Here is a 22,389-nt window from a genome sequence, read left to right as displayed (position 1 = left end):
GGCCTTTGAACAGGTTGGTTGAAGCCGTTTGCTTAAACCAATTCAGGTGCGCCTGTTATAGCGCTACAGTATGATTGTACTGGAAACGAGCGGATCTTTTTTAGCGAAGAGATCAACAAAGGTGGTACCGCGATTGCATAAGCATTCGTCCTTTTTAGGACGAATGCTTTTTTTATTTGTTTAAAAAATATGAGGGGGCAACAACATGAAATTGGGGAAAAAAGTAGTAGGTTTGATTGCAACAGGGTTTCTTTTAGCCGCATGTGGCGGAACCAAAGAAGCGGCAGAGAAAGTAGATTCGGGAAATTTAGCAGCTGAACAAAAAATCAGTATTAGTTCACCTGCATCAATCTCAACATTGGATACAACACAAACAACAGATAAAAATACCTTTACAATGGCGCAACATTTATTTGAAGGCCTGTATCGGTTTGATGATGATAGTGCCACGGTGCCAGCTCTAGCTAAAGATGTCAAGATTAGTGACGATGGGCGCAAGTACCACTTTACCTTGCGGGAAGGGATTAAGTGGAGTAACGGCGAGCCAATCACGGCCCAAGATTTTGTTTATTCTTGGAAAAAACTGGTGACACCAGCGACGATTGGACCGAATGCCTATTTACTAGATAGTGTTAAAAATAGTTTTGAAATACGCAACGGTGAAAAGTCAGTCGATGAATTAGGGATTTCAGCCCCTAATGACAAAGAATTCATTGTTGAATTAAAACAGGCCCAACCTTCCTTCTTAGCAGTCGTTTCGATTGCTTGGTTAGCGCCACAAAATCAAAAATTTGTCGAAGCGCAAGGCAAAGATTACGCCTTGGATAGTGAACATTTACTTTATAGCGGGCCATTTACGCTAGCCAATTGGGATGCGACTTCAGATACTTGGACATTGAAAAAAAATCCAGAATACTATGATGCGGATCAAGTGAAACTGGCAGAAGTTGCGGTTAGTACAATCAAAGAAGATAATACTGGGATTAACTTATATCAAGCGAATGAACTAGACTTAGTTCGCATTAACGGACAATATGTTCAACAATATCAAGAGGATCCAGGCTATGTCAGTCATCCAGATGTGGCCAACTACTTCTTAGATTTCAACAAAAAAGAAGGAACGCCATTAGCGAATGTTCATTTACGAAAAGCGATTGGCCAAGCAATTGATAAAGAAGCCTTAACACAAAGTGTCTTAAACGATGGGTCAAAACCCCTCAACGGATTGATTCCAAGTAAACTTTATGCGAACCCAGAAACAGATGAAGATTTCCGAGCTTACAGTGGCGAATATTTGAAAAATGACATCAAAAAAGCCCAAGCTGAATGGACGAAAGCCCAAGCGGATGTCGGTAAAAAAGTGAAACTTTCCTTGCTAGCGGCAGATACAGATCAAGGAAAACGAATTGCGGAATATGTTCAAAGTCAGTTACAAGAAAATCTGCCAGGTTTAGAAATTACCATTTCATCGCAACCAAGTAATAATGTGAACCAATCGCGACGTGAAAAAAATTATGAGTTGTCTCTTTCAGGATGGATTGCCGGCAGTAGTGAATTAGACTCTTACTTTAACTTATATGCGGGAGAATCAAGTTACAATTATGGCAATTATCATAATGCCAAATACGACCAACTGGTAGAAGATGCACGAACGATTAATGCCAATAATCCAGAGAAACAGTTTGCAGAATACAAAGAAGCGGAAGACATCTTGTTGAACCAAGATGCTGCCCAAGTACCGCTGTATCAAAGTGCCTCAAATTATCTAATCAATCCTAAATTGAAAGGCATTAGTTATCACTTGTATGGGGATTATTTCCACTTGCGCAATGCTTATTTAACAGAATGATTCAGGAAGAAGGAGTAAAAAATGGAAAAATTAGTCGAACGATTTTTAACTTACGTGAAAGTTAACACCCGTTCAGATGCCAACAGTCAAACCACACCGACGACGGTCGGGCAAGTGGTTTTAGCAAGAATGATTGAAACAGAACTGCATGAATTAGGTTTGGCCGATGTGCATTATAACGAACAAAACGGTTTTTTAACGGCAAGGTTGCCTGGTAACCAACCTGCAGCGAAGAGCATCGGCTTGATTGCACATCTGGATACGGCGGATTTTTCAGCAGAAAACATCCGTCCACAAGTCATCACTAATTATGATGGCCAAGATGTCCTCTTGAATCAAGAACAAGGCATCGTTTTATCGGTTGCTGAATTTCCCAATTTAAAAGAGTATCAAGGGGAAACGTTGATTACTACAGACGGAACCACACTTTTAGGAGCAGATGACAAAGCGGGAATTGTCGAGATTTTAGCTGCTGTTGAGTATTTTTTGGCACATCCAGAAGTAGCGCGGGGGGATGTTTGGCTCGCTTTCGGTCCAGATGAAGAGATTGGACGCGGGGCCGATCAATTTGATGCGCCGAACTTCCCAGTCGCTTTTGCGTATACAATCGACAGTGGCCGCGTGGGGCATTTCGAGTATGAAACGTTTAACGCTGCTCAAGCTGTGATAACAATTGAGGGAACCAGTGTCCATCCGGGAACGGCCTATGGTTCGTTAGTAAATGCCATTAAATTAGGCGAACAACTTGATCAATCACTGCCGCAAAAGGAAGTACCAGAACAAACACGTGGAAATGAAGGATTTTATTTACTCAATAAATTTACAGGAAGTATTGAAAAAGCAGAACTTGTCTATATCATTCGGGATCATGATCAAGAAAACTTTCAAGCGAGAAAGCAATTTTTGGAAAAACAAGTCCAACGTTTAAATGCGCTGGCGGATAAACCCAGACTAACAATTACTTTCCAAGACCAATACTATAATATGAAGGAAATCATCGAAAAAGATTGGACGCCTGTAGAATTGGCCGTCCAAGCAATGGAAAGTTGTGACATTGAACCAATCATCACGCCATTTCGTGGCGGGACAGATGGTTCTAAGATTTCTTTCATGGGCATTCCCACGCCTAATCTATTTACAGGTGGCGAGAATTTTCACGGGCAATATGAATTTATTACCGTTGAATCAATGGCCAAAGCTGTTCAAACGATCATTGCCATCATTCGCTTAAACGCCAATTAAAGAAACACGCGAGGGAAATGCCGATTTTCCTTGCGTGTTTCGCTGTTTTTCGGTAAAGTATTTAGAAAAGTAGGGAGTTTTGCTCATGAATTATCCATTGATTTTTGCAGAAAACCAACAATTGGAAACGGAACGATTGCATTTACGACCAGTGACATTAGCAGATACAGATGATTTATTTGAATATGCTTCAGATGAAGAAACGACGCGTTTTGTGTTTCCTAAAAATGAAACCAAAGAAGAAACAAGAGCCAGTATTGCGAAATATTTTATGGGGGAACCATTAGGAAAATATGGGATTGAAGTGAAAAAAACAGGCAAAATGATTGGCACGATTGATTTGCGGGTCAATGAAACCAATAATATTGGAGAATTAGGCTATGTCTTGAACCGTGCCTTTTGGGGCAAAGGCTACATGCCTGAAGCCGCGACGGCGTTAGTTGAACTGGGTTTTGCAAAAATGAAACTCATGAGAATCTTTGCTTTACATGATCAAGACAATCCAGCTTCTGGTCGTGTCATGGAGAAAATTGGTTTTACCTACGAAGGAACACTGCCCAATGCCCGAATTAGTAAAGGGAAAATTGTCACAGATGTTTATCGTGGGATGACGCTGGAAACATGGCAAAATCGACAAAAATAGAAGTGTAAGACGAGTTGAGAGAGGAATTAGAGAAATGTTGATGTTTACAGAAAAAGAATTCGCAGCCTTTGAAGTTGCTGGATTAGATGAACGAATGGCGGTTATCCGTGCGCAAATTCAACCGATTTTTCAAGAATTAGACACGTATTTTGCCGAACAACTAGCGCCTGAACTAGGAACGGAGTTGTTTGTCCATATTGCGCAACATCGCCGTCGCACCGTGTATCCACCAGAAAATACTTGGTCCGCACTCAGTCCGAATAAGCGCGGCTATAAAATGCAGCCGCATTTTCAATTAGGCATTTGGGGCGACTATGTGTTTATGTGGTTGTCATTTATTGATAATCCTAAAAATGAAAAGCAGATTGCGCAAGCCTTTTTAGAGAATCAGCAATTATTCCAAGTATTACCAGAAGATACGTATGTTTCTTTGGATCACACGGTTCCTCAAATTACTCCGCTGCCAGACACGGATTTAGAAAAAGCCTTAACTCGTTTTAGAGATGTAAAGAAAGGGGAATTTGAAATCGGGCGCATCATTCCCAAAGATAGTGCTTTATGGCAAAGCCCTGAAAAAGCACGAGCTTATATGTTGGCAACCTACCAACAACTCCTGCCATTGTACCAATTGGCTGTTGCCCAATAAGAGAAACAGACAGTTATTTTGTGTTTTAGTGTTATTTTATCGAATTATCCAATCGTCAAAAATGAGAAAAGCTCACAATGTTAGTTTTAACTACTAACATTGTGAGCTTTTCTTTAGTTTAGGTAATGGAAATTTAAGAAATTAAAGATGATTTTTTTGAAAAAGGGGATAGTCTTTACTGTTTTCCCTTGTTTCCTTTAAATAACGTAGCTTAAAAGACACGATATATAAGGAACTTGTTGAAATAAGGGGTATCAACTGGAAAAAACTGTTGTTTTGAAGAGCCTTTTCTTTGCTATCATAGTGGTATATAAAAGGTTGTGAGAGATACTTAAATTCAAAAGGAGGTTTTTCAATGAAAAAAAAGCGTTATTTAATGATTGTGTGTCTACTATCTTCTCCTAGTTTTTTTATAAATGTTGAAGCGTCTGATGGTGGTTCTAGTTCGGTGGGGATTGAATTTTACCAAAATCCGAGAACACCCGCTCCTAAAGATCCCCCACCGAAAACAGATGCGCCAGCTGCTGATCCCAAGGAACCAGCTGGTCCTCTGCAAGGAGATCAACGAAGTGGTGGTTCGACACAGACCACCACAACTGGCTCAACGCTCCCTCGTACAGGGAGCAAGAGTCAGGCAAATTTGAGCATTCTCGGCTTAGTCTTAATTGGCTTGGCGGGAATCGTACATAGAAAGAAGGGACGACATGAAGCAAACTAAGTGGCAACGATTAGCAACCATTGGCTTGTGTAGTTCTTTAGTAATTAACGCCTTTTCTGGTGTGACGGCAGTTGCGGAAACCGTGACGATTGAAAGTAGTCCAACCGCCGAAAGTAGTGCCAAGGAAGAGACGCAAGCAAGTAGCGTGAAGGAAGAAACAACGAAAGCCAGTACGGAAAATAGTCAAGTAACGACTGACACGAGTCAGGAAGAAGAAACGAAAGAAGCGGAACAAAAAGAAAAAACGGAAATCGTTCAAGAAGAAAATATACTTGAACCATCCAGTGTTCAAGCGAAAATTATGCCTAGGGCATTTGTCTGGGCAGCTACAGGGGCAACGAATAAAACTACGGTTCGTCTCAATGATGTAGTTGATTATCGGTTGAAATTTGAAAATATTACAACAGATGACACAAATTCAGATATTGTTGGTCCGATTCGAATTGAATCAAAATTGGCAGCAGGAATGACTAGACCCACTTCAGTTATTATTAAAGTTGGCCCCGAGGAACAAAATGTAGTTCTAGGGGAAGGCTCTCATAATGCCAATAGTGGTGGCGAATATTTTGTTTGGACAGAGTCCACTAGGACGGTCACTGCATTTATTAATCGTCTACACGGGAGAACTTCTGGAAATACTGGGTATATCAAAACGTTGTATTTTCAGACAAGAATTACTTCTGGTATACACAATGAAAAAAAATATATCGATTCCATGATTCGATTTAATGGTTTTGGTGCAGTCAATAGACGAAATGAAATGACATATGTGGATAAATTTGCTGGTAACTTAGGTTTAAAAGGGAGTTTAAAATTTTACGATGAGGATGGACAGTCTAGTAAGGAACAAATGAGCCTTTCCATGAATCCAGTACTATTTAAATCAACCAACTCTAAAGTTGAAGGAACACTGTTAAGATATCCTTTAACTATGACAAACGCTGGCAATGGACTTTATAGTTTTAATACAGGACTAAAAACTGTAGGCACTAGTAATGGGGGTTCGTGGCTTTTCTTTAGTAACGACATTGCGATTAATTTTGCTACAGCTACCACCAATAGAATTGATAAAATTGTGTTAACGCCGCCTAAAACAACATTTCCAGATAGCCGAACAGGTGTGATGACTTCCAGAGCATATACATCAACAACTTATACGAGAAGCAACTATGATATTTCAGCATATAACTTTACTAAAGCGACTGGTAAGACGTGGCGCATAACTAATCTTAATCCTCATAGCGGAGTAAGTACTAATATTATGTTTAGTGACAATCTTGTGGGAACAACAGGACAATTTAATGCAGGAAATAATAGTGCAACGATTACCTACTATATTTATTACAAAAAACTTTATGAGAATTTTGTTAATAGTAGTGGACAAAAAATCGCACCACCCCCGGGATTCACTCAGGGTAAGAAAACAGTTATAAATAGTGAAGCGTACACTTTCAAACAAGCAGGCACCTTACCAGACACCTACACAACAGGTGGTAAAACCTACAAGTTCAAAGGTTGGTACAAAGGTAAAACAAAGCCAAGTACCTTGACAACTACCAAAGCACCAAGCTATGCGGTGACGTATGATGGGAATGATGACTTGAATGTGGTGTATGAGGAAGTAGTCACCAAAACCTATACATTACCTAGCAAAGAAATTACTTTTGGCTATGTAGACGAAAAAGGTAATTTAATCAATCCTGCTAATTTCACATTGAAAGCAACGATGTCTGAAACAACGAAAAGTGGTACAACAACACCTTTTTCAACGATTACAGGAACCAATGTAACGACAACGAATCTTAAAAAATTAACGATTCCACAAAAAGTCTATACCTTACCAGAGTCTGTGGAAGGTACCACATATGGTACACGAAGTGTTACACATGAAATTCCGAAATACTATCGCACCATTTCAATCTCACCAACGGCAACTTATACAGGGGATAAAACGAAATATCCACTTGCGAATGAGGTCAGAAAAGATATTGTAAATCCAAGTACGGTTGTTAGTTCAAGTCCTGGTACAAATGCATATGAATTAGGTAAAACCAGTAATACATCATATAACACCAAACAATATTATTGGAACTGGGATACGACTGAGACACTTTATGCAATGGGTGTTTACTCTGGTAACGTAGGAGCGACTTACAATTTAGCTACCCCAGATAAAACTGTTTATTATTATTTAGAAAACCGCCGTGTTACCGAAAACTTCGTAGCCACAAGCGGTGCCAAAATCACACCGCCCACAGGTTTCACCCAAGGAAAACAAACGGTGATCACAAGTGATGATTATACGTTCAAACAAGCTGACACCTTACCTGACACCTACAAAGTCGGCACAAAAACTTACAAGTTCAAAGGCTGGTACAAAGGCAAAACCAAACCAAGTGCCTTGACAACTACGAAAGCGCCAAGCTATGCAGTAACGTATGATGATAATGATGACTTGAATGTGGTGTATGAGGAACTAATTCCCAAAGATACGTGGGTTTACCCAGGTTTCCATGCAGAATTTGTCGATGAAAAAGGACAAGCTTTCAATGAACCGTTAACGTTTTCTGGAAACTACACACAGACACTAAGAAAAGCGGTAGACCAGACATATGTGACAACGGGCGCCATGAATCCACTGGTAAGTATTAAAAATACGAATGAAGCCAATGTCTATACTATTACGACCCAATCAAGAGTTAATATTCCAGCAAACTTTGATGAAGTTCCTAGCGATATTTATGATATTCGTAGTTATGCAATCAACGACTGGAATATTACAACGGAACTAAAATATGTGGACAAAATTGAAACAATGAATACCACATTACCTGTTTCTGTGTATCCAGTGGGCTTTGTCGGGACTGACCCAGTGTTTAACAATAGTGCTCCTAGTCAATTAAATGAGTTAGATAAATCCTTTAAAAAAGGAGTAGATAATAAATTTTCAATAAAATCAACATTTGGTGTTGGTAGCTCAATAAACACTATTCCAAGATTATTATTTATAGCTCGTGCGACAGGAAATCCAGAGAATAAGATCGTTTTGGCTGGTTTTGATGGGACACAAGACTTCAAACAAACCATGAATTACAAAGTCACACGGAAACAAGTCACCGAAAACTTCGTAGATGTCAACGGTGCCAAAATTACCGCACCAACAGGCTTCACCCAAGGTAACCAAGTACCAATGAATAGTAACACCTTCAAGTACACAGCGGCACAAGCTTTACCAACGACTTATACTGCAGGTGGCAAGACCTATACTTTCCAAGGGTGGTACAAAGGGAAAACCAAGCCAAGTACGTTGAACAAAACCACAACACCAACGTTTAATGCGACTTTTGATGGCAATGATGATATGACCGCCATGTATAAGGAAGAAATACCAACGGCTAGTGTCACATTAACTCGACCAAAAGAAGTGATCGATACGAATACCAATGTAATCTGGACAACAACGATCACGAATACTAGCAAAGCACCCTTACAGAATCTTAACTTGAAAAAAGGGCCCAATTGGTCAGCTGGTCTGACGATCCCGACCTTTATGGAAGTGACACCAGAAGGAGAAACGACAAAATCAATCCCAGTAAATAGTACACTTTGGACAGAGGGGGTTTCTTTACCAAATGCCGTTCCTATCGGCAAAAAAGTTTCAATTGCTTTCACAACTCGCGCAACAGGGAAACCAAACACTGTTTTGAAAGCAGAAGTTGTAGTATTTGGTGGTATTAAAGATAGTACAGTGGACAACTTCGTGAGAATTCGTCCAAATGATCAAGAAGTAGTCACGCCAACGACCGAAGGCTTCATCAGTGTGCCAACCTTCGACTTCGGCCAAGTGGGCGTTGCAGGAAGTAAGCAACAACACAACTTGAAAAAAGCCGCGGATTACTACGGTAACGGTACACGGAATCCGTATGTCCGAATCAAGAAAACGCAACCGAATTGGAGCCTAACGGCGCAACTGTCGCAACCAAAATCAGCGACAGACAGCTTGCCTACAGCGACCCGCTTATTATTAGGGGCGGCGCCTGTCTCTAGCTTCACCAATTACAATCAACCAACCGAGTTGAAAAATGCGGTCGGTACCACAAGTGCCATTAGCTTAACAGCTAATAACACAGCGACGGATATTATTGCCAACCAGCAATTCACGGGTAGTAATGTTTATCAGTTGGATTTCACCTTCAATAATGTCAAACTTGAAGTGCCAGCCAATCAAGGTGTTAAAGGGCAACAATACAAGGCCGCGGTTACGTGGAATCTTGTGACTGGACCTTAACAAGAATACGTGAATAAAAGCTAAACCGCCCTCAAAAAGTCTAACTTTTTGAGGGCGGTTTATTATTTTTATGGAAAGCCAATTTTATCTAACGGATAATAACGAAAAGTCAAAACACCTTCCACGCTCGCTTGTTTAACAAAGCCAAAGTAACGACTGTCATCTGAGCGCGGGCGATTATCCCCCAAGACAAAATACATGCCTTCTGGAACGGTCAGGGATTGGGTGGCTTCTAAGGTCTCTAAGGTAAAATCTTGGGTATAATTTTCATTTTTAGAGACATTTCGTTTAGCACTTGCTAAGTAATCTTCACTGAGTGATACACCATTAATATAAAGGGTATCATCGCGATACTCGACTGTTTCGCCAGGTAAACCAATTAAACGTTTGGCTACTCGTTGGCCGTTGCGAGGACTAGGGAAAGCGATAATATCAAAGCGCTGAGGCTTTTTAATCGAGGTCACCCATAAACGGTCGTTGTTATGAAGTGTTGGTTCCATTGAAGAGCCGTTCACCGCAGCAGGGGAGAACACATAGTGTCGAATCAGCAAGACAGCGACGACTAACAAAGCCAACTGAACCAATCGTTTTAATAATGAGGACATGGACTTCACTCCTTTGTCCTTTTAGTGTACTACAGACAAGGAAAAGAAAAAAGTTTTCCCCTTAAGAAAGGTGTGCTAAAAAACGTTTCATAAAGCGTTGGCGAATTAAAATACCAACATAAGCAGCTGCGACAGCCTTGATGATACCAGGAATAATAAACGGAGCAAACCCGCCAGCGAAAGCGTTTGGCCACGGCAGATTTGCGGAATATTTCAACCAAATCATGCCGAAAACTAAGGTAACTAAGGCACCGGCAATATTTGCGATAATGGCCCAAGTATAGTTAAAGGTTGTTTTTTCTAAAATATAACCAGTTAATAAGCCGTTAAAGATAAATCCGATTAAATAGCCGCCAGTTGGTCCAAAGAGTACACCGAACCCACTAGACATCCCAGCGTAAACGGGTAAACCAATTAATCCTAATAAGAAGTAAATTAAAATAGCGTAGGTCCCCGTTCGCTTGCCCAAAACGGTAGCGGTTAAGCCGATGGCAAATGTTTGTCCGGTTAGTGGGACAATCCCCAATGGAATTGTAAATTGTGAAAGTACAGCAATAATTACAGCGAATTCTGCTGCTAAAATTAAAGAGCGTAACGATGCTTTATTCATAAGAAGCCTCACTTTCTATTGTTAACCAATTGTTTTATTTGGTTAACAATAGTTTAGCGGAAGTAAACAATTTTGTAAAGAGGGCAAAGAAAAAAACCTTGCCCAAGAAAGGCAAGGTTTTGAAAGAAGGTAAGAACCGTAGTTCGACCTTTTGAAATCTTAAAGTTTTTGGTTGTAGTATTCAACGACAAGTGCTTCGTCGATTTCTGGGTAAAGTTCATCACGTTCTGGTAAACGAGTGAAGCTACCTTCTAATTTTTCAGTGTCAAAGCTTACGAATGCTGGACGTCCAACAGTTGCTTCAACCGCTTCTTTAATTGTTGAGATGTTTTGAGATTTTTCACGAACACCGATCACTTGACCAACTTCAACGTGGTATGATGGAATATCAACACGTTTGCCGTCTACAGTGATGTGGCCATGGTTAACTAATTGACGTGCTTGACGACGAGTAGTTGCAAGACCTAAACGGTAAACAACGTTATCTAAGCGTTGTTCTAGTAAAACCATGAAGTTAACACCGTGTTTACCTTCTTTGATTTTGCTTGCTTTAATGAACAACGTACGGAATTGACGTTCGTTCATGCCATACATATGACGTAATTTTTGTTTTTCAGTTAATTGCATTCCGTATTCAGAAACTTTACCACGGCTGTTAGGTCCGTGTTGTCCTGGTTTGTAAGGGCGACGAGCTAGTTCTTTACCAGTACCTGATAAAGAGATACCTAGACGACGAGATACTTTCCATGATGGTCCAGTATAACGAGACATTAAAAATTCCTCCAATAAATAAATGTTTTTTTTGGAGTAAAATAATTAGATGAAAAATTCATATTCGTTCAGTTCATTCTTCAACCTTCGCCTTTGCAGCCGCGGTTACGCAGTTGAACCAAGTTTGGCAATGAACTGTTGACGAGTTATTATTCTTCTGCTGCAATTATTTTACACAAAATCTAGTATACTTAATAGGATAGGAAACGTCAAGGTTTTAAAGTGAAATCTGAAAAAAAGGTAGACAAAAACACTTTTCCTCATTAGAATAAGGAGAGATGTTTTGAAAATATAAGTTGAAAACGGAATGAAAGGGAGTTTACAATGAAGTCTGGTTCACCATTGTTTGAACAAATTGATAAATCCATCGACAAGAAAGTGAATTTATTCTCAAACAGCTTTTCCCGCTACGCTGTTCGTGCAATGCTTGCTTGTCTATTTTTAACGTTGGGAACAGCCGTTGCTTTTGCAATCGCAATTAAAGGAGAAGGAATTTCTCATGGTTTAGGGAAAATGCTTTACGCCTTCATGTTCAGTTGGTCACTTGTGATGATTTTATATATGAATGCCGAACTTGGTACCTCGAATATGTTGTACATGACTGTTGGCGTCTATCGTAAAAAAGTCAACTTTTCCTTAGCTGCAAAAATTTTATTTACCTGTATCTTATTCAATTTAATTGGTGGTGTCTTATTTGGTTTCTTGGTATCACTTACGGTGCCGTTCCAAGATTTACCAAAAGATAGTTTCTTCTTTACGTCGATTGCTGGAAAATTAGAAAAAACCACCCTGCAAATTTTAGTTGAAGCTATGTTCGCCAATATTGTGGTTAATACAGCCGTATTAGTGAGTATGCGAATGAAAGATGACGCCGGCAAAGTCGCGGCCATTATTTTCATTATCTTTATCTTTGCGTTCCTTGGTTTTGAACACGTGATTGCCAACTTCCCAGCCTTCAGTTTAGCTTACTTTGCTTCGAACGGCGCAATTGAAGCTTTCACAGCTGGTAATGTTGTTCATAATCTGTTCTGGGCCTTTATCGGTAACTTTATCGGTGGTGGCTTAATTATGGGTCTCGGCTATGCCTGGTTAGATAAAGACAACAAAAACTTAACGTATTTTGATTAATTGATCAACCAACTATACTAAAACATGGTACACTGTTTTAGTATAGTTTTTTTTATTATAAGGAGCGAAGGAATGGACACACTTCAATTTCAGAAGAACCCAGAAACAGCAGCAAAAATGTCTGCTTATATGAAACACCAATTTGTTTTTGCAGGCATCCCCGCCCCAGAACGTCAAGCGTTAAGTAAACAACTTTTAAAAGAAAGTCATACGTGGCCAAAGGAAAAATTATGCCAAGAGATTGAGGCTTACTATCAAAAAACAGAACGAGAATATCAGTATGTCGCTATTGATTTAGCTCTTCAAAATGTTCGGAGATTTTCATTAGAAGAGGTCGTAGCGTTTAAAGCCTATGTTCCACAAAAAGCGTGGTGGGATAGTGTGGATGCTTGGCGAAAATTTTTTGGGTCGTGGGTGGCGTTGCATCTGACTGAATTGCCAACGATTTTTGCCCTTTTTTATGGCGCTGAAAATTTCTGGAATCGGCGTGTTGCGCTGAATTTACAGTTGATGTTGAAAGAAAAGACCAATCAGGACCTGTTGAAAAAGGCGATTATTTATGATAGAACTACAGAGGAGTTCTTCATTCAAAAAGCGATTGGCTGGTCATTACGCCAATATAGTAAAACGAATCCGCAATGGGTCGAGGAATTGATGAAAGAATTAGTGTTGAGTCCTTTAGCACAACGAGAAGGCAGTAAATATTTAGCGAAAGCGAGCGAATAAGGAGAAATGATGGAAAGAAAACTTTTTGCATTTGATATTGATGGGACGTTGTTAAATTCGGAGAAGAAAGCATTGGATAGCACGAGAGAAGCGCTAGCAAAATTGCGGGAGCAAGGACACTTAGTTACGCTGGCAACTGGCAGAAGTCGTTATATGGCGCAAGAGGTGATTTGGGATTTAGATTTTACCAATTACGTATTATGTAATGGCGCTGCGGCTTTTGTGGATCATGAGCAATATTATCAAAATTTATTGCATGCTGAAGCGTTGGAACGTTTGGCACAAGATAGTGATCAACGCGGCTTAGGATTTGCTTGTGTGGGCTTAGATGATATTAAGAAGAGCAACCAACACCGTGCTGAAAAAATGGAAATTGCGATGAACTCTTTTCATTTTCATTCACCTGCTTATGATGAACACTTTTATCGTCAAAATGATATTTACCAAGCGCTGGCTTTTTATGACGCAGAAGATCAGTGTACGTTTGAAGAAGAATACCCAGAATTTCGCTTTATTCGCTGGCATCAACATAGCGTAGATGTTGTGCCTAAAGATGGCTCAAAATCAGCTACGTTAACGTATTTAGCCAAACGTGTGGGCATTGATGCAAAAAATATCATTGCCTTTGGGGACGGCGAAAATGACCGAGAAATGCTAAGCCATGCAGGGATTGGCGTCGCAATGGGCAACGCGAGTCCTTCCATTCAAGAAGTGGCCACAATGGTCACAGATACCAATGATAATGATGGCATTTGGAAAGCCTTAAAAGAAATGAAGGCCATTTAAAAAAACTGCGCCGTTTGTTTTCAGACAAACGGCGCAGTTTTTTTCTTTATTCGATGACTAAAACGCCCTCTTTTAAAGCAAATGGATTTTCTTTGTTAATATGATCGTAGAACATGATGCCATTAATATGATCAATTTCATGTTGAACCACAATCGCTTCGTAGTTTTTTAAACGAACTTTGTGTTTTTCGCCAGCCATGTCAAAATAACTGACGGTAATTTTGTTATGACGAACGACATACCCAGGCACATCCCGATCGACAGATAAACAGCCTTCCCCTTCACCTAAACATACATCTTGCACAGAATGGCTCAAAATTTTAGGGTTGTACATCACCGTACTTAATGAAGGCGTTTCGTTTTCTGGGTCGTTACTAGGAACATGGACAGCAATAATTCGTTTAGAAATATCTAATTGTGGTGCAGCTAAACCAACGCCACCACGTAATTGTAATTCTTCGGCTTTGACTGGATCTTGACTATTTTTTAAGAAAGTCAACATGTCCTCACCTAATTGTCGGTCTTCCTCAGTGATAGGGACAGGCACTTCTTCTGCCACAGCACGAAGTGTGGGATTCCCTTCACGAATAATATCTTTCATTGTAATCATTCAATGGTTCCTCCTTTGAAACATAAAAAAATTCTTCTTTTATTTATTCATGCGCTGAAATAATCAGTTGTTTACCACCATTTAGTGTATCACAAAATCACCAAAAAAGGGGCTAGATTGTTTAAAAAAACTATCGAATAATAGAGATTAAGCTTGCATTTTAGCGGTGTTTCCTGTAAAGTAAGCTTGTGTGGAAACACACCATCTATCACTTGGTTTAGCGAGTCACCAACGCTTCACTCAGTGATCAGACGAATAATAGAGAAAGAGGTGGAACAAATGGCAATTTCACAAGAAAGAAAAAACGAAATCATTAAAGAATACGCACGTCATGAAGGAGATACTGGTTCTCCAGAAGTACAAATTGCTGTCTTAACTGAAGACATTAACCAATTGAACGAACATGCGCGTACACACAAAAAAGATCACCATTCTTACCGTGGTTTAATGAAAAAAATCGGTCACCGTCGTAACTTGTTAGCTTACTTACGTAAAACTGACATCCAACGTTACCGCGAATTGATCCAACGTTTAGGATTACGTCGTTAATCATTACGTATAAAGCGAGGTTCAATCAGAATCTCGCTTTTTATCTTATTGTCACTATTGAAGGTCCTCTTTGGAAAGTTTTTAGGAACTACTAACCAAATGAAAGAGCAACAACGACTTGTTACTTTTTCATTTGTTTAGTAGCCGTCTGACTTTTCCAAAGAGCAAGAGTAAAGGAGAAGAATTATGACAGAAAAACAAGTCTTTAAAACAACTTGGGGCGGCCGCCCACTAGAAGTAGAAATCGGCCAATTAGCCAAACAAGCCAATGGAGCTGTCTTAGTACGTTACGGCGATACGGTCGTTTTAAGTGCTGCTGTTGCCTCTAAAGAAGCAAAAGATGTAGACTTTTTCCCATTAACTGTAAACTATGAAGAAAAAATGTATGCGGTAGGAAAAATTCCTGGTGGCTTCATTAAACGTGAAGGTCGTCCAAGTGAACGTGCGACATTAACCGCTCGTTTAATCGACCGTCCTATTCGTCCAATGTTCTCAGAAGGCTTCCGTAACGAAGTCCAAATCACAAACATCGTTATGAGTGTGGATCAAGATTGTACACCAGAAATGGCTGCAATGTTTGGGTCTTCCTTAGCGTTAGCAATTTCAGATATTCCGTTTGATGGACCAATTGCTGGTGTTGACGTTGGTCGTATTAATGGCGAATATGTTTTAAACCCAACGGTAGAACAAGCGGAACAAACAGATATTGAATTAACTGTTGCTGGAACAAAAGAAGCCATCAACATGGTTGAAAGTGGTGCTAAAGAAGTATCAGAAGAAGATATGTTAGGTGCCTTACTTTTCGGTTTTGATGCCATTAAAGAACTAGTGGCGTTCCAAGAAGAAATCGTTGCCGCTGTAGGTAAACCAAAAATGGACGTGGACTTATTACAAGTGGACGCTGATCTTAAAAAAGAAATTTTTGATGCGTACTACAATACAATGAAAACAGCCGTAATGACGGAAGAAAAATTAGCACGTGAAGTTGAAATTGACAAAGTAAAAGATACAGTCAAAGAAGTTTACGCTGAAAAATTTGCGGAACACGAAGAAGAAGCGCAATTACTAAAAGAAGTGAAACAAATTGCGGAAGATCTTGAAAAAGATGTCGTACGTGAGTTAATCACGATTGATAAGATTCGCCCGGATGGCCGTAAATTAGACGAAATTCGTCATTTATCATCAGAAGTAAGTATTTTACCACGTGTGCATGGTTCTGGCTTATTTACTCGGGGTCAAACACAAGCTTTATCCGTTTGTACATTAGCGCCTTTAGGGGAACATCAAATTATCGATGGATTGGGTGTCCAAGATAGCAAACGTTTCATCCATCATTATAACTTCCCGCAATTCTCTGTTGGTTCAACAGGACGCGCGGGCTCACCAGGTCGTCGTGAAATCGGTCACGGTGCGTTAGGTGAACGTGCCTTAGCACAAATTATTCCATCAGAAGAAGACTTCCCTTACACAATCCGCTTAGTAGCAGAAGTGTTAGAATCAAATGGTTCTTCTTCACAAGCAAGTATTTGCGCGGGAACATTAGCATTAATGGATGCGGGTGTGCCAATTAAAGCGCCAGTTGCAGGTATTGCAATGGGTCTTGTTAGTGATGGCGAAAACTATACAATCTTAACAGATATTCAAGGTTTAGAAGACCACCTTGGCGATATGGACTTTAAAGTAGCAGGAACGAAAGACGGAATCACTGCTTTACAAATGGACATCAAAATCCAAGGAATTACAGAACAAATTTTAACGGAAGCATTAGACCAAGCGAAGAAAGCACGGATGGAAATTCTAGAAGAATTAACAACAACGATTGCTGCTCCTCGTGAAGAATTAAGTCAATATGCACCGAAAATTGAAATGATTCAAATTAAACCAGCGAAAATTAAAGATGTCATTGGTAAAGGTGGCGAAACAATCAACAGCATCATTGATGAAACTGGTGTTAAGATTGATATCGATCAAGACGGTAACGTAAGTATTGCTTCATCAGATGCTGAAATGATTAAAAAAGCCATCAAGATTATTGAAGAATTAACCAAAGAAGTTGAAGTCGGTCAAGTTTACTTAGCAAAAGTTGTCCGCATTGAAAAATTTGGTGCGTTTGTTAACCTAATTAAAGGCAAAGATGGCTTGATTCATATTTCTCAATTAGCAAACGAACGTGTGAACAACGTTGAAGATGTCGTGAAATTAGGCGACGAAGTCCTTGTCAAAGTAACTGAAATTGACAAACAAGGCCGTGTCAACGTGTCAAGAAAAGCATTATTAAACGAAGAAAACAAAGAAAAATAATTTCTTTTTAAACCAACGAAAACCAAGGAAGTTTCCTTTCTTTTCGTTGGTTTTTTCGTTGAAAATAAGCCCTAAAAAAGAAATGATAAAAAAAGCTAAAGACGATCGCCAACTCTTTTGTTTATAGTCAATTAGTGGTAAAATTAATACTATCAGTCTGAAGAATATCTGGGGTGTCTTTGTGAAAAAATTTAATCCAAATAAAAATATAATCATTACCTTAATTTTAGTCATTATTTTAGTAACCATTATTAGTTTAACTGCTGCGCAACGTTCTGAAAAAGGCAAAACCAATGTCGTTCAAGGTGGCGTCAACAATAGCGTTAGTATGGTGGATCGTGTGATTTCTTTTCCAGCTCGTGTGGTGGAAAACGGCTTGTCTTCAATGGGCAATTTAATTAACACGTTTAAAGAAAATGAACGTCTAAAAGAAAAAATTGATAGCTATAATGAATTAGCTGTCCAAAACAATAACTATAAACGCGAAATTGATAGTTTAAAACAAGAATTGAATCTGAACGAAACGTTAGCTAACTATGAAAAAGTAACTGCGAATGTCATTACGCGTTCGCCGGATACTTGGCAAGACTTATTAATTATCGATAAAGGAACCAATGACGGCATTGAAGCGGGCATGGCGGTCATGGCGCAAAAAGGGTTAGTGGGGCGTGTTATTGAAGTCAATGCAACGACTGCAAAAGTGGAACTACTAACGTCTAAAAATGTTAACTCGAACCATTTCCCTGTGCGAGTAACTTCCGCAAATGGCGAATCGTTTGGTTTACTTAAAAATTACGACAATAAGACAAATGCATTAATTGTGTCACAATTAACTGGCGATGCCACTCTGAAAGAAGGCGATGTCGTTCAGACTTCTGGCTTAGGGGGTAATTCACCAGCCGATTTAGCGGTAGGAACAGTTATTAAAGTGAAACCAGATAGTTTTGGTTTAGATCGTGAAGTCTATGTGAAACCTTATGCGGATGTCTATGGTATCTCCGTTGTGACGGTCGTGAAAAGATCGGCAGGGGAAAGCGAATGATTCGGAAAGAGTATTTAAAATACATCACACCTATTCTCTTGTTTTTCTTAATGTTAATTGATGCTCATTTAACAAAGTCTTTTGAAACGTGGACAAGTAATGTTTACTTCGCCAGTTCTCATCTGCTGTTACTTGCGTTTATGTTCGTCGTTCCTAATTTTTCTAAACGTTATTTATTAATTACTTCGTTAATTTTAGGCTTTATTTGCGATAGCTACTACATTGGCATTATCGGGATTTATACAGTCGCACTGACGATTTCGGTTATGTTGATGTATACATTTAAAGAAGTAATTCAAACAAATTTACTAACTGGTTTTTTTGGGATCGTTATTTTTACCACGTTGTATGAACTGATTGCGGTACTGATTCAAGTGGCCTTTCATTTAGCGGATGTCAGCCCGATTTTATTTATTACGCGTGTGTTGGGCCCTACATTGCTATTGAACATGGTTTGGTATGTTATTTTATCTTATCCGCTGAAAAAACTGTTTTCCGTAAAATAAAAATTGAAAATTTTGTTCGTGTGCGAAAAATGCTCATTTGTTAGCGTTTTTCGCTTTTTTTATTTTCTTTAAATAACAAAACAATGAGAAGATTACCCTGGAGCCTTGAAGAAAGTTGTGAAAAAAGTGAAGCTTTTTTTGTCATTTACAAGAAGAAAATTGAAATATTACTGTAACATCCATATTATCTCAGTGACATACAGCTATGCTACAATTGCTCTATCGTTGAAAAAGAGAAATTTATTCAAATTTTAATAAATAATAAAAAAGCTTAACAAAAAAGGATTTTCGGAGGACAACAGATTGAAGAAAAGTGTATTATCGGCTCTAATGGTATGTTCCATTACATTAACAAGCGTAGCGTTGCCATCCGCAGCATTTGCAGATGAATACGATACAAAGATTCAACAACAAGATCAAAAAATTAATGCGTTAACAAGCCAAATGTCAGATGCAGAAGCAAAAGTTGCCGCGATTGAAAATGATATGGTTGAAACGGCCAAACAAATCGATACATTAACAGCTAAAAAGAACAAGCTATCATCAGAAGTATCTAAATTATATAGTGAAATTTCTGATTTGAATGTCCGTATTCAAAAACGTGAAGTACAAATGACAAAACAAGCACGCGATGTCCAAGTGAATGGTCAAAGTGATTCAATTATTGATGCTGTCTTAGATGCAGATTCAGTAGCAGATGCAATTGGTCGCGTTCAAGCGGTCTCAACAATGATGAGCGCCAACAATGAATTACTAGAACAACAAAAAGAAGACAAAGCGACTGTTGAAAAGAAAACAAAGAATGTTGAAAAACAAATTGCTGAATTAGAAGCAGCAACAAAAGAATTAAATGACAAAACAGAATCATTAAAAACATTGAAGATCCAACAAGAAGTGGCTAAAAATGATTTAGAAGCACAACGTTCTGAAGAACAAGGGAAAAAAGACGGCTTCATTAAACAGAAAAAAGAAGCGGAAAAACGTTTAGCAGAAGAACAAGCACGCCAACGTGCAGCTGCTAAAAAAGCAGAAGAACAAGCGGCAGCGCAAGCACAAGCCGCAGCACAAAAAGCGGCAGCAGAGCAAGCGAAAGCAACAAAAGCAGCCAATGAGGCAGCAGCATCCGCCGCTGAAGAAAAAGCCGCAACACCAGTAGTAGAATCATCAACAACTACTGAAAGTACCACAACGCAAGAAACAACAACTTCAAGTACTGAAACAGAAAGTGTTGTAACAACACCTGTGGCAGCAGCACCTGAAAAAGAAAAAGAAGTTCCTGTAACTAACCCAACGACTCCTGAAAAAGGCAATGAAGCAAAACCAGGGAATGGTGGCGTGACTTCAGGAAAACAAGCCGCAATTAATGCAGCTTTAGCAGATGTTGGTAATTCTTATGCAACAGGTTGGAATCAACCAGGCGAATGTTTAGTATCTGTTCGTCGCTGGTTAGCGGCAGGCGGTATTAACTTCGGTTATGGTGGTCCAAACAGTGGCTATGTTGCTTCTGGCGCAACACAAGTTAGCTGGAGTAACGTGCAACCAGGCGATGTTGTTCAATATGAAAGTGCCTATAGTCCAGATAGCTGGATTGGTGGCGTGCATACTGTCTTGGTTACAGGTGTAAGTGGTGGAAGTGTTCAAATCGTTGAAGCGAACAACCCAGGAGGTTCTGGTTATGTTTCTTCTAACTCTAACTGGTCACCAGCACCACCAGCAGGATTCCGCGCTGTTGTATGGCGTTTTCCAGGCTAAATAGTCATCTATTAATAATTGATAACAAGGAGTGGTAACTAACAAAAATCGTTAGTTGCCGCTTTTTTTATTCATTTAATTTTAAATATATGCATAAAATGTATCTGAAAATATTGTAATCTGGCCGTTTTTTTGCAATTATAGAGGTATATACATATTAGGAGCGGAGGAATCAGCATGAGCGGAACGCACGATACAAAACAAGCAATCGCTTCAGCTTTAATAGAATTATGTGAACAAAAGGATTTTCGTAAAATAAGTGTCCAAGATATTACCAAAAAAGTGGGCTTGAATCGTCAAACATTTTATTATCACTTTACAGATAAATATGATTTATTACGTTGGATTTATCGTCACGATGCATTGATTTACTTAGAAACAGATATTTGTTTGGAAAACTGGGAGGAACAAGCCCTGAAGTTATTAAAAGCGATTAAAGAGAAGAGTCATTTTTACTATACAACGGTGACCTCAGATTCAGAAGTTCTTCTTAATGTTTTTTCCGCTTCGACCAATCGCTTATTTATTTCATTATTTGAACAAGTCGATGTTGAGAACCATTTAACAGATAAAGACAAACAATTTTATGCGAATTTCTTTTCCTATGGATGTAGCGGCGTCTTAACGAAATGGATTCTTGAGGAATATCCTCAGACTCCTTTGGAAATGGCGACGCAATTATTCCGTTTAGCGAAAGATACAGAATTTATGGCTTATCATTTGTATGAACAAGAAGCCAATGAGTAATGTGTGAAGGATAAAAAGTTTTATGAAGGAGTGAAACGTTGTGGTAACTGTGTTATTTGTTTGTTTAGGCAATATTTGTCGCTCGCCAATGGCAGAAGCGATTTTTCGTCAGAAAGTCCAACAAGCCGGTTTAGAATCGACTATTCAAGTGTTTTCAGCAGCTACTAGCCACTGGGAAGTTGGCAGTCAGCCACATAAGGGAACCAGAAAAATTTTGGAGCAACAAGGAATTTCCTATCAAGGAATGCGGGCGACACAAATCCAGCCAAGTGATTTTAAAAAATATGACTATATCATTGGGATGGATACGAATAATGTGGCCGATTTAAAAGCATTAGCTCCTCAAGAAGAGCAACCGCGGATTCATTTATTTATGGAAGTTGTGGCTGGTAAAGAAACCATGGACGTACCTGATCCTTATTATACTGGAGATTTTGAGGAAACTTACCGCTTAGTGGAAGCAGGTACCTCAGAATGGTTGAAAAAAATAAAAGCACAGCTGAAAGATTAGGACTATAGTCCGATAGTACTTTCTGTTTCCCCTTGGTACAATAGTGTTAACAAATTGTTCAGGGAAAAAGAGACGGGAGGGAAGTAAGATGAACAGTAGTTATTTATCCTATGTTTTTGAATTGAGTTTGTATTATTTATTGTTGATAATGAGTCTGCCGCTAGTGTATGCTGTCACGTATCATTTATCTTTTAGTAGTATGTATACAAGTGAATGGTTAATAATCTCTGTTTTCTTATCTCCGTTAGTTTTATTATTTGCAGGTATTCGTTATGGTTTTGCTCGTTTGAAACAGCAAGAACGCCAAGTGATGAAATAAAGCAAAAAATCCTTGAAAAGTGTCAAAACTTTTCAAGGAT

General features: G+C 39.1%; 21 protein-coding genes and 1 other annotated feature (1 of these 22 running past the window's edge). Of the genes, 17 read left to right on the top strand and 4 right to left on the bottom strand.

The window, feature by feature from the left end; all coding sequences use genetic code 11:
* Positions 1-156: a binding site (T-box leader), on the top strand; it begins 90 nt to the left of the window's first position.
* A gap of 49 nt (positions 157-205) precedes the next feature.
* The 6 genes from IGL32_RS11995 (at position 206) to IGL32_RS11970 (ending at position 9,386) form a co-directional block, all read left to right on the top strand.
* Complete coding sequence (locus IGL32_RS11995; protein WP_156210189.1) at positions 206-1,849, top strand: peptide ABC transporter substrate-binding protein; 1,644 nt, start codon at positions 206-208, stop codon at positions 1,847-1,849.
* 21 nt (positions 1,850-1,870) lie between these two features.
* The gene (gene pepT, locus IGL32_RS11990) at positions 1,871-3,091 is read left to right on the top strand and encodes a peptidase T (RefSeq protein ID WP_010816819.1); all 1,221 of its coding nucleotides are present in this window, start codon (positions 1,871-1,873) and stop codon (positions 3,089-3,091) included.
* An 85-nt stretch (positions 3,092-3,176) separates the two neighbouring features.
* Complete coding sequence (locus IGL32_RS11985) at positions 3,177-3,734, top strand: GNAT family N-acetyltransferase (RefSeq protein WP_153853909.1); 558 nt, start codon at positions 3,177-3,179, stop codon at positions 3,732-3,734.
* Positions 3,735-3,768: 34 nt separating this feature from the next.
* The gene (locus IGL32_RS11980; protein WP_153853908.1) at positions 3,769-4,380 is read left to right on the top strand and encodes a YktB family protein; all 612 of its coding nucleotides are present in this window, start codon (positions 3,769-3,771) and stop codon (positions 4,378-4,380) included.
* A gap of 355 nt (positions 4,381-4,735) precedes the next feature.
* A complete protein-coding gene (locus IGL32_RS11975; protein ID WP_085443609.1) occupies positions 4,736-5,098 on the top strand; it encodes an LPXTG cell wall anchor domain-containing protein in 363 nt (120 codons plus the stop codon).
* Positions 5,085-9,386, top strand: coding sequence for a WxL domain-containing protein (locus IGL32_RS11970; RefSeq protein WP_197080447.1), 4,302 nt, complete (start codon positions 5,085-5,087; stop codon positions 9,384-9,386). The genes IGL32_RS11975 and IGL32_RS11970 overlap by 14 nt, the downstream gene beginning before the upstream one ends.
* A gap of 68 nt (positions 9,387-9,454) precedes the next feature.
* On the opposite strand, the gene lepB is transcribed toward IGL32_RS11970, so the two are convergent.
* The 3 genes from lepB to rpsD form a co-directional block, all read right to left on the bottom strand.
* The gene (gene lepB, locus IGL32_RS11965) at positions 9,455-9,991 is read right to left on the bottom strand and encodes a signal peptidase I (RefSeq protein ID WP_104659293.1); all 537 of its coding nucleotides are present in this window, start codon (positions 9,989-9,991) and stop codon (positions 9,455-9,457) included.
* A 61-nt stretch (positions 9,992-10,052) separates the two neighbouring features.
* On the bottom strand, positions 10,053-10,601 hold the full coding sequence (locus IGL32_RS11960) for a biotin transporter BioY (RefSeq protein WP_002354975.1): 549 nt from the start codon (positions 10,599-10,601) through the stop codon (positions 10,053-10,055).
* Between the two features lie 159 nt (positions 10,602-10,760).
* Positions 10,761-11,372, bottom strand: coding sequence for a 30S ribosomal protein S4 (gene rpsD, locus IGL32_RS11955; RefSeq protein WP_002365342.1), 612 nt, complete (start codon positions 11,370-11,372; stop codon positions 10,761-10,763).
* Between the two features lie 324 nt (positions 11,373-11,696).
* Here rpsD and IGL32_RS11950 point away from each other — a divergent pair, with 324 nt between their 5' ends.
* The 3 genes from IGL32_RS11950 to IGL32_RS11940 all read left to right on the top strand — a co-directional run bounded on the left by IGL32_RS11950 (position 11,697) and on the right by IGL32_RS11940 (position 14,012).
* On the top strand, positions 11,697-12,500 hold the full coding sequence (locus IGL32_RS11950; protein WP_002365340.1) for a formate/nitrite transporter family protein: 804 nt from the start codon (positions 11,697-11,699) through the stop codon (positions 12,498-12,500).
* A 72-nt stretch (positions 12,501-12,572) separates the two neighbouring features.
* A complete protein-coding gene (locus IGL32_RS11945) occupies positions 12,573-13,226 on the top strand; it encodes a DNA alkylation repair protein (protein WP_002354978.1) in 654 nt (217 codons plus the stop codon).
* A 9-nt stretch (positions 13,227-13,235) separates the two neighbouring features.
* On the top strand, positions 13,236-14,012 hold the full coding sequence (locus IGL32_RS11940; RefSeq protein ID WP_002383269.1) for a Cof-type HAD-IIB family hydrolase: 777 nt from the start codon (positions 13,236-13,238) through the stop codon (positions 14,010-14,012).
* A gap of 46 nt (positions 14,013-14,058) precedes the next feature.
* On the opposite strand, the gene def is transcribed toward IGL32_RS11940, so the two are convergent.
* Positions 14,059-14,622: a peptide deformylase gene (def, locus tag IGL32_RS11935; RefSeq protein WP_002354981.1), complete on the bottom strand. Its 564-nt coding sequence runs from the start codon at positions 14,620-14,622 to the stop codon at positions 14,059-14,061.
* A gap of 279 nt (positions 14,623-14,901) precedes the next feature.
* Between def and rpsO the strand changes: the two genes are divergently transcribed.
* The 8 genes from rpsO (at position 14,902) to IGL32_RS11895 (ending at position 22,349) form a co-directional block, all read left to right on the top strand.
* The gene (gene rpsO / locus IGL32_RS11930; protein ID WP_002354983.1) at positions 14,902-15,171 is read left to right on the top strand and encodes a 30S ribosomal protein S15; all 270 of its coding nucleotides are present in this window, start codon (positions 14,902-14,904) and stop codon (positions 15,169-15,171) included.
* A gap of 186 nt (positions 15,172-15,357) precedes the next feature.
* Positions 15,358-17,472 (top strand): polyribonucleotide nucleotidyltransferase, encoded by a 2,115-nt coding sequence (gene pnp, locus IGL32_RS11925; protein ID WP_002367402.1) that lies wholly within the window; start codon positions 15,358-15,360, stop codon positions 17,470-17,472.
* Between the two features lie 181 nt (positions 17,473-17,653).
* The gene (gene mreC / locus IGL32_RS11920) at positions 17,654-18,514 is read left to right on the top strand and encodes a rod shape-determining protein MreC (RefSeq protein WP_002383273.1); all 861 of its coding nucleotides are present in this window, start codon (positions 17,654-17,656) and stop codon (positions 18,512-18,514) included.
* The gene (mreD, locus tag IGL32_RS11915; protein WP_002381106.1) at positions 18,511-19,020 is read left to right on the top strand and encodes a rod shape-determining protein MreD; all 510 of its coding nucleotides are present in this window, start codon (positions 18,511-18,513) and stop codon (positions 19,018-19,020) included. Before mreC ends, mreD begins: the two co-directional genes overlap by 4 nt.
* Positions 19,021-19,350: 330 nt before the next feature.
* Entirely contained in the window at positions 19,351-20,772 is a 1,422-nt protein-coding gene (locus tag IGL32_RS11910) for a CHAP domain-containing protein (protein WP_002398899.1), read from the top strand.
* A gap of 177 nt (positions 20,773-20,949) precedes the next feature.
* Positions 20,950-21,519, top strand: coding sequence for a TetR/AcrR family transcriptional regulator (locus IGL32_RS11905; protein WP_002354991.1), 570 nt, complete (start codon positions 20,950-20,952; stop codon positions 21,517-21,519).
* A gap of 40 nt (positions 21,520-21,559) precedes the next feature.
* On the top strand, positions 21,560-22,030 hold the full coding sequence (locus IGL32_RS11900; protein WP_002387365.1) for a low molecular weight protein-tyrosine-phosphatase: 471 nt from the start codon (positions 21,560-21,562) through the stop codon (positions 22,028-22,030).
* 88 nt (positions 22,031-22,118) lie between these two features.
* A complete protein-coding gene (locus tag IGL32_RS11895) occupies positions 22,119-22,349 on the top strand; it encodes a hypothetical protein (RefSeq protein ID WP_002387364.1) in 231 nt (76 codons plus the stop codon).
* Positions 22,350-22,389: the final 40 nt, after the last annotated feature.

This window comes from Enterococcus sp. AZ035, assembly GCF_050548325.1.
Lineage (GTDB): Bacteria > Bacillota > Bacilli > Lactobacillales > Enterococcaceae > Enterococcus > Enterococcus faecalis.
The sequence above is the reverse complement of the archived record's forward strand: the minus strand, read 5'-3'. Positions and strand labels throughout refer to the sequence as shown.

Coding starts and splice junctions, on each gene's coding strand:
- IGL32_RS11995 (WP_156210189.1), top strand. CDS start 206: ATGAAATTGGGGAAAAAAGTAGTAGGTTTGATTGCAACAGGGTTTCTT.
- pepT (WP_010816819.1), top strand. CDS start 1,871: ATGGAAAAATTAGTCGAACGATTTTTAACTTACGTGAAAGTTAACACC.
- IGL32_RS11985 (WP_153853909.1), top strand. CDS start 3,177: ATGAATTATCCATTGATTTTTGCAGAAAACCAACAATTGGAAACGGAA.
- IGL32_RS11980 (WP_153853908.1), top strand. CDS start 3,769: ATGTTGATGTTTACAGAAAAAGAATTCGCAGCCTTTGAAGTTGCTGGA.
- IGL32_RS11975 (WP_085443609.1), top strand. CDS start 4,736: ATGAAAAAAAAGCGTTATTTAATGATTGTGTGTCTACTATCTTCTCCT.
- IGL32_RS11970 (WP_197080447.1), top strand. CDS start 5,085: ATGAAGCAAACTAAGTGGCAACGATTAGCAACCATTGGCTTGTGTAGT.
- lepB (WP_104659293.1), bottom strand. CDS start 9,991: ATGTCCTCATTATTAAAACGATTGGTTCAGTTGGCTTTGTTAGTCGTC.
- IGL32_RS11960 (WP_002354975.1), bottom strand. CDS start 10,601: ATGAATAAAGCATCGTTACGCTCTTTAATTTTAGCAGCAGAATTCGCT.
- rpsD (WP_002365342.1), bottom strand. CDS start 11,372: ATGTCTCGTTATACTGGACCATCATGGAAAGTATCTCGTCGTCTAGGT.
- IGL32_RS11950 (WP_002365340.1), top strand. CDS start 11,697: ATGAAGTCTGGTTCACCATTGTTTGAACAAATTGATAAATCCATCGAC.
- IGL32_RS11945 (WP_002354978.1), top strand. CDS start 12,573: ATGGACACACTTCAATTTCAGAAGAACCCAGAAACAGCAGCAAAAATG.
- IGL32_RS11940 (WP_002383269.1), top strand. CDS start 13,236: ATGGAAAGAAAACTTTTTGCATTTGATATTGATGGGACGTTGTTAAAT.
- def (WP_002354981.1), bottom strand. CDS start 14,622: ATGATTACAATGAAAGATATTATTCGTGAAGGGAATCCCACACTTCGT.
- rpsO (WP_002354983.1), top strand. CDS start 14,902: ATGGCAATTTCACAAGAAAGAAAAAACGAAATCATTAAAGAATACGCA.
- pnp (WP_002367402.1), top strand. CDS start 15,358: ATGACAGAAAAACAAGTCTTTAAAACAACTTGGGGCGGCCGCCCACTA.
- mreD (WP_002381106.1), top strand. CDS start 18,511: ATGATTCGGAAAGAGTATTTAAAATACATCACACCTATTCTCTTGTTT.
- IGL32_RS11910 (WP_002398899.1), top strand. CDS start 19,351: ATGGTATGTTCCATTACATTAACAAGCGTAGCGTTGCCATCCGCAGCA.
- IGL32_RS11905 (WP_002354991.1), top strand. CDS start 20,950: ATGAGCGGAACGCACGATACAAAACAAGCAATCGCTTCAGCTTTAATA.
- IGL32_RS11895 (WP_002387364.1), top strand. CDS start 22,119: ATGAACAGTAGTTATTTATCCTATGTTTTTGAATTGAGTTTGTATTAT.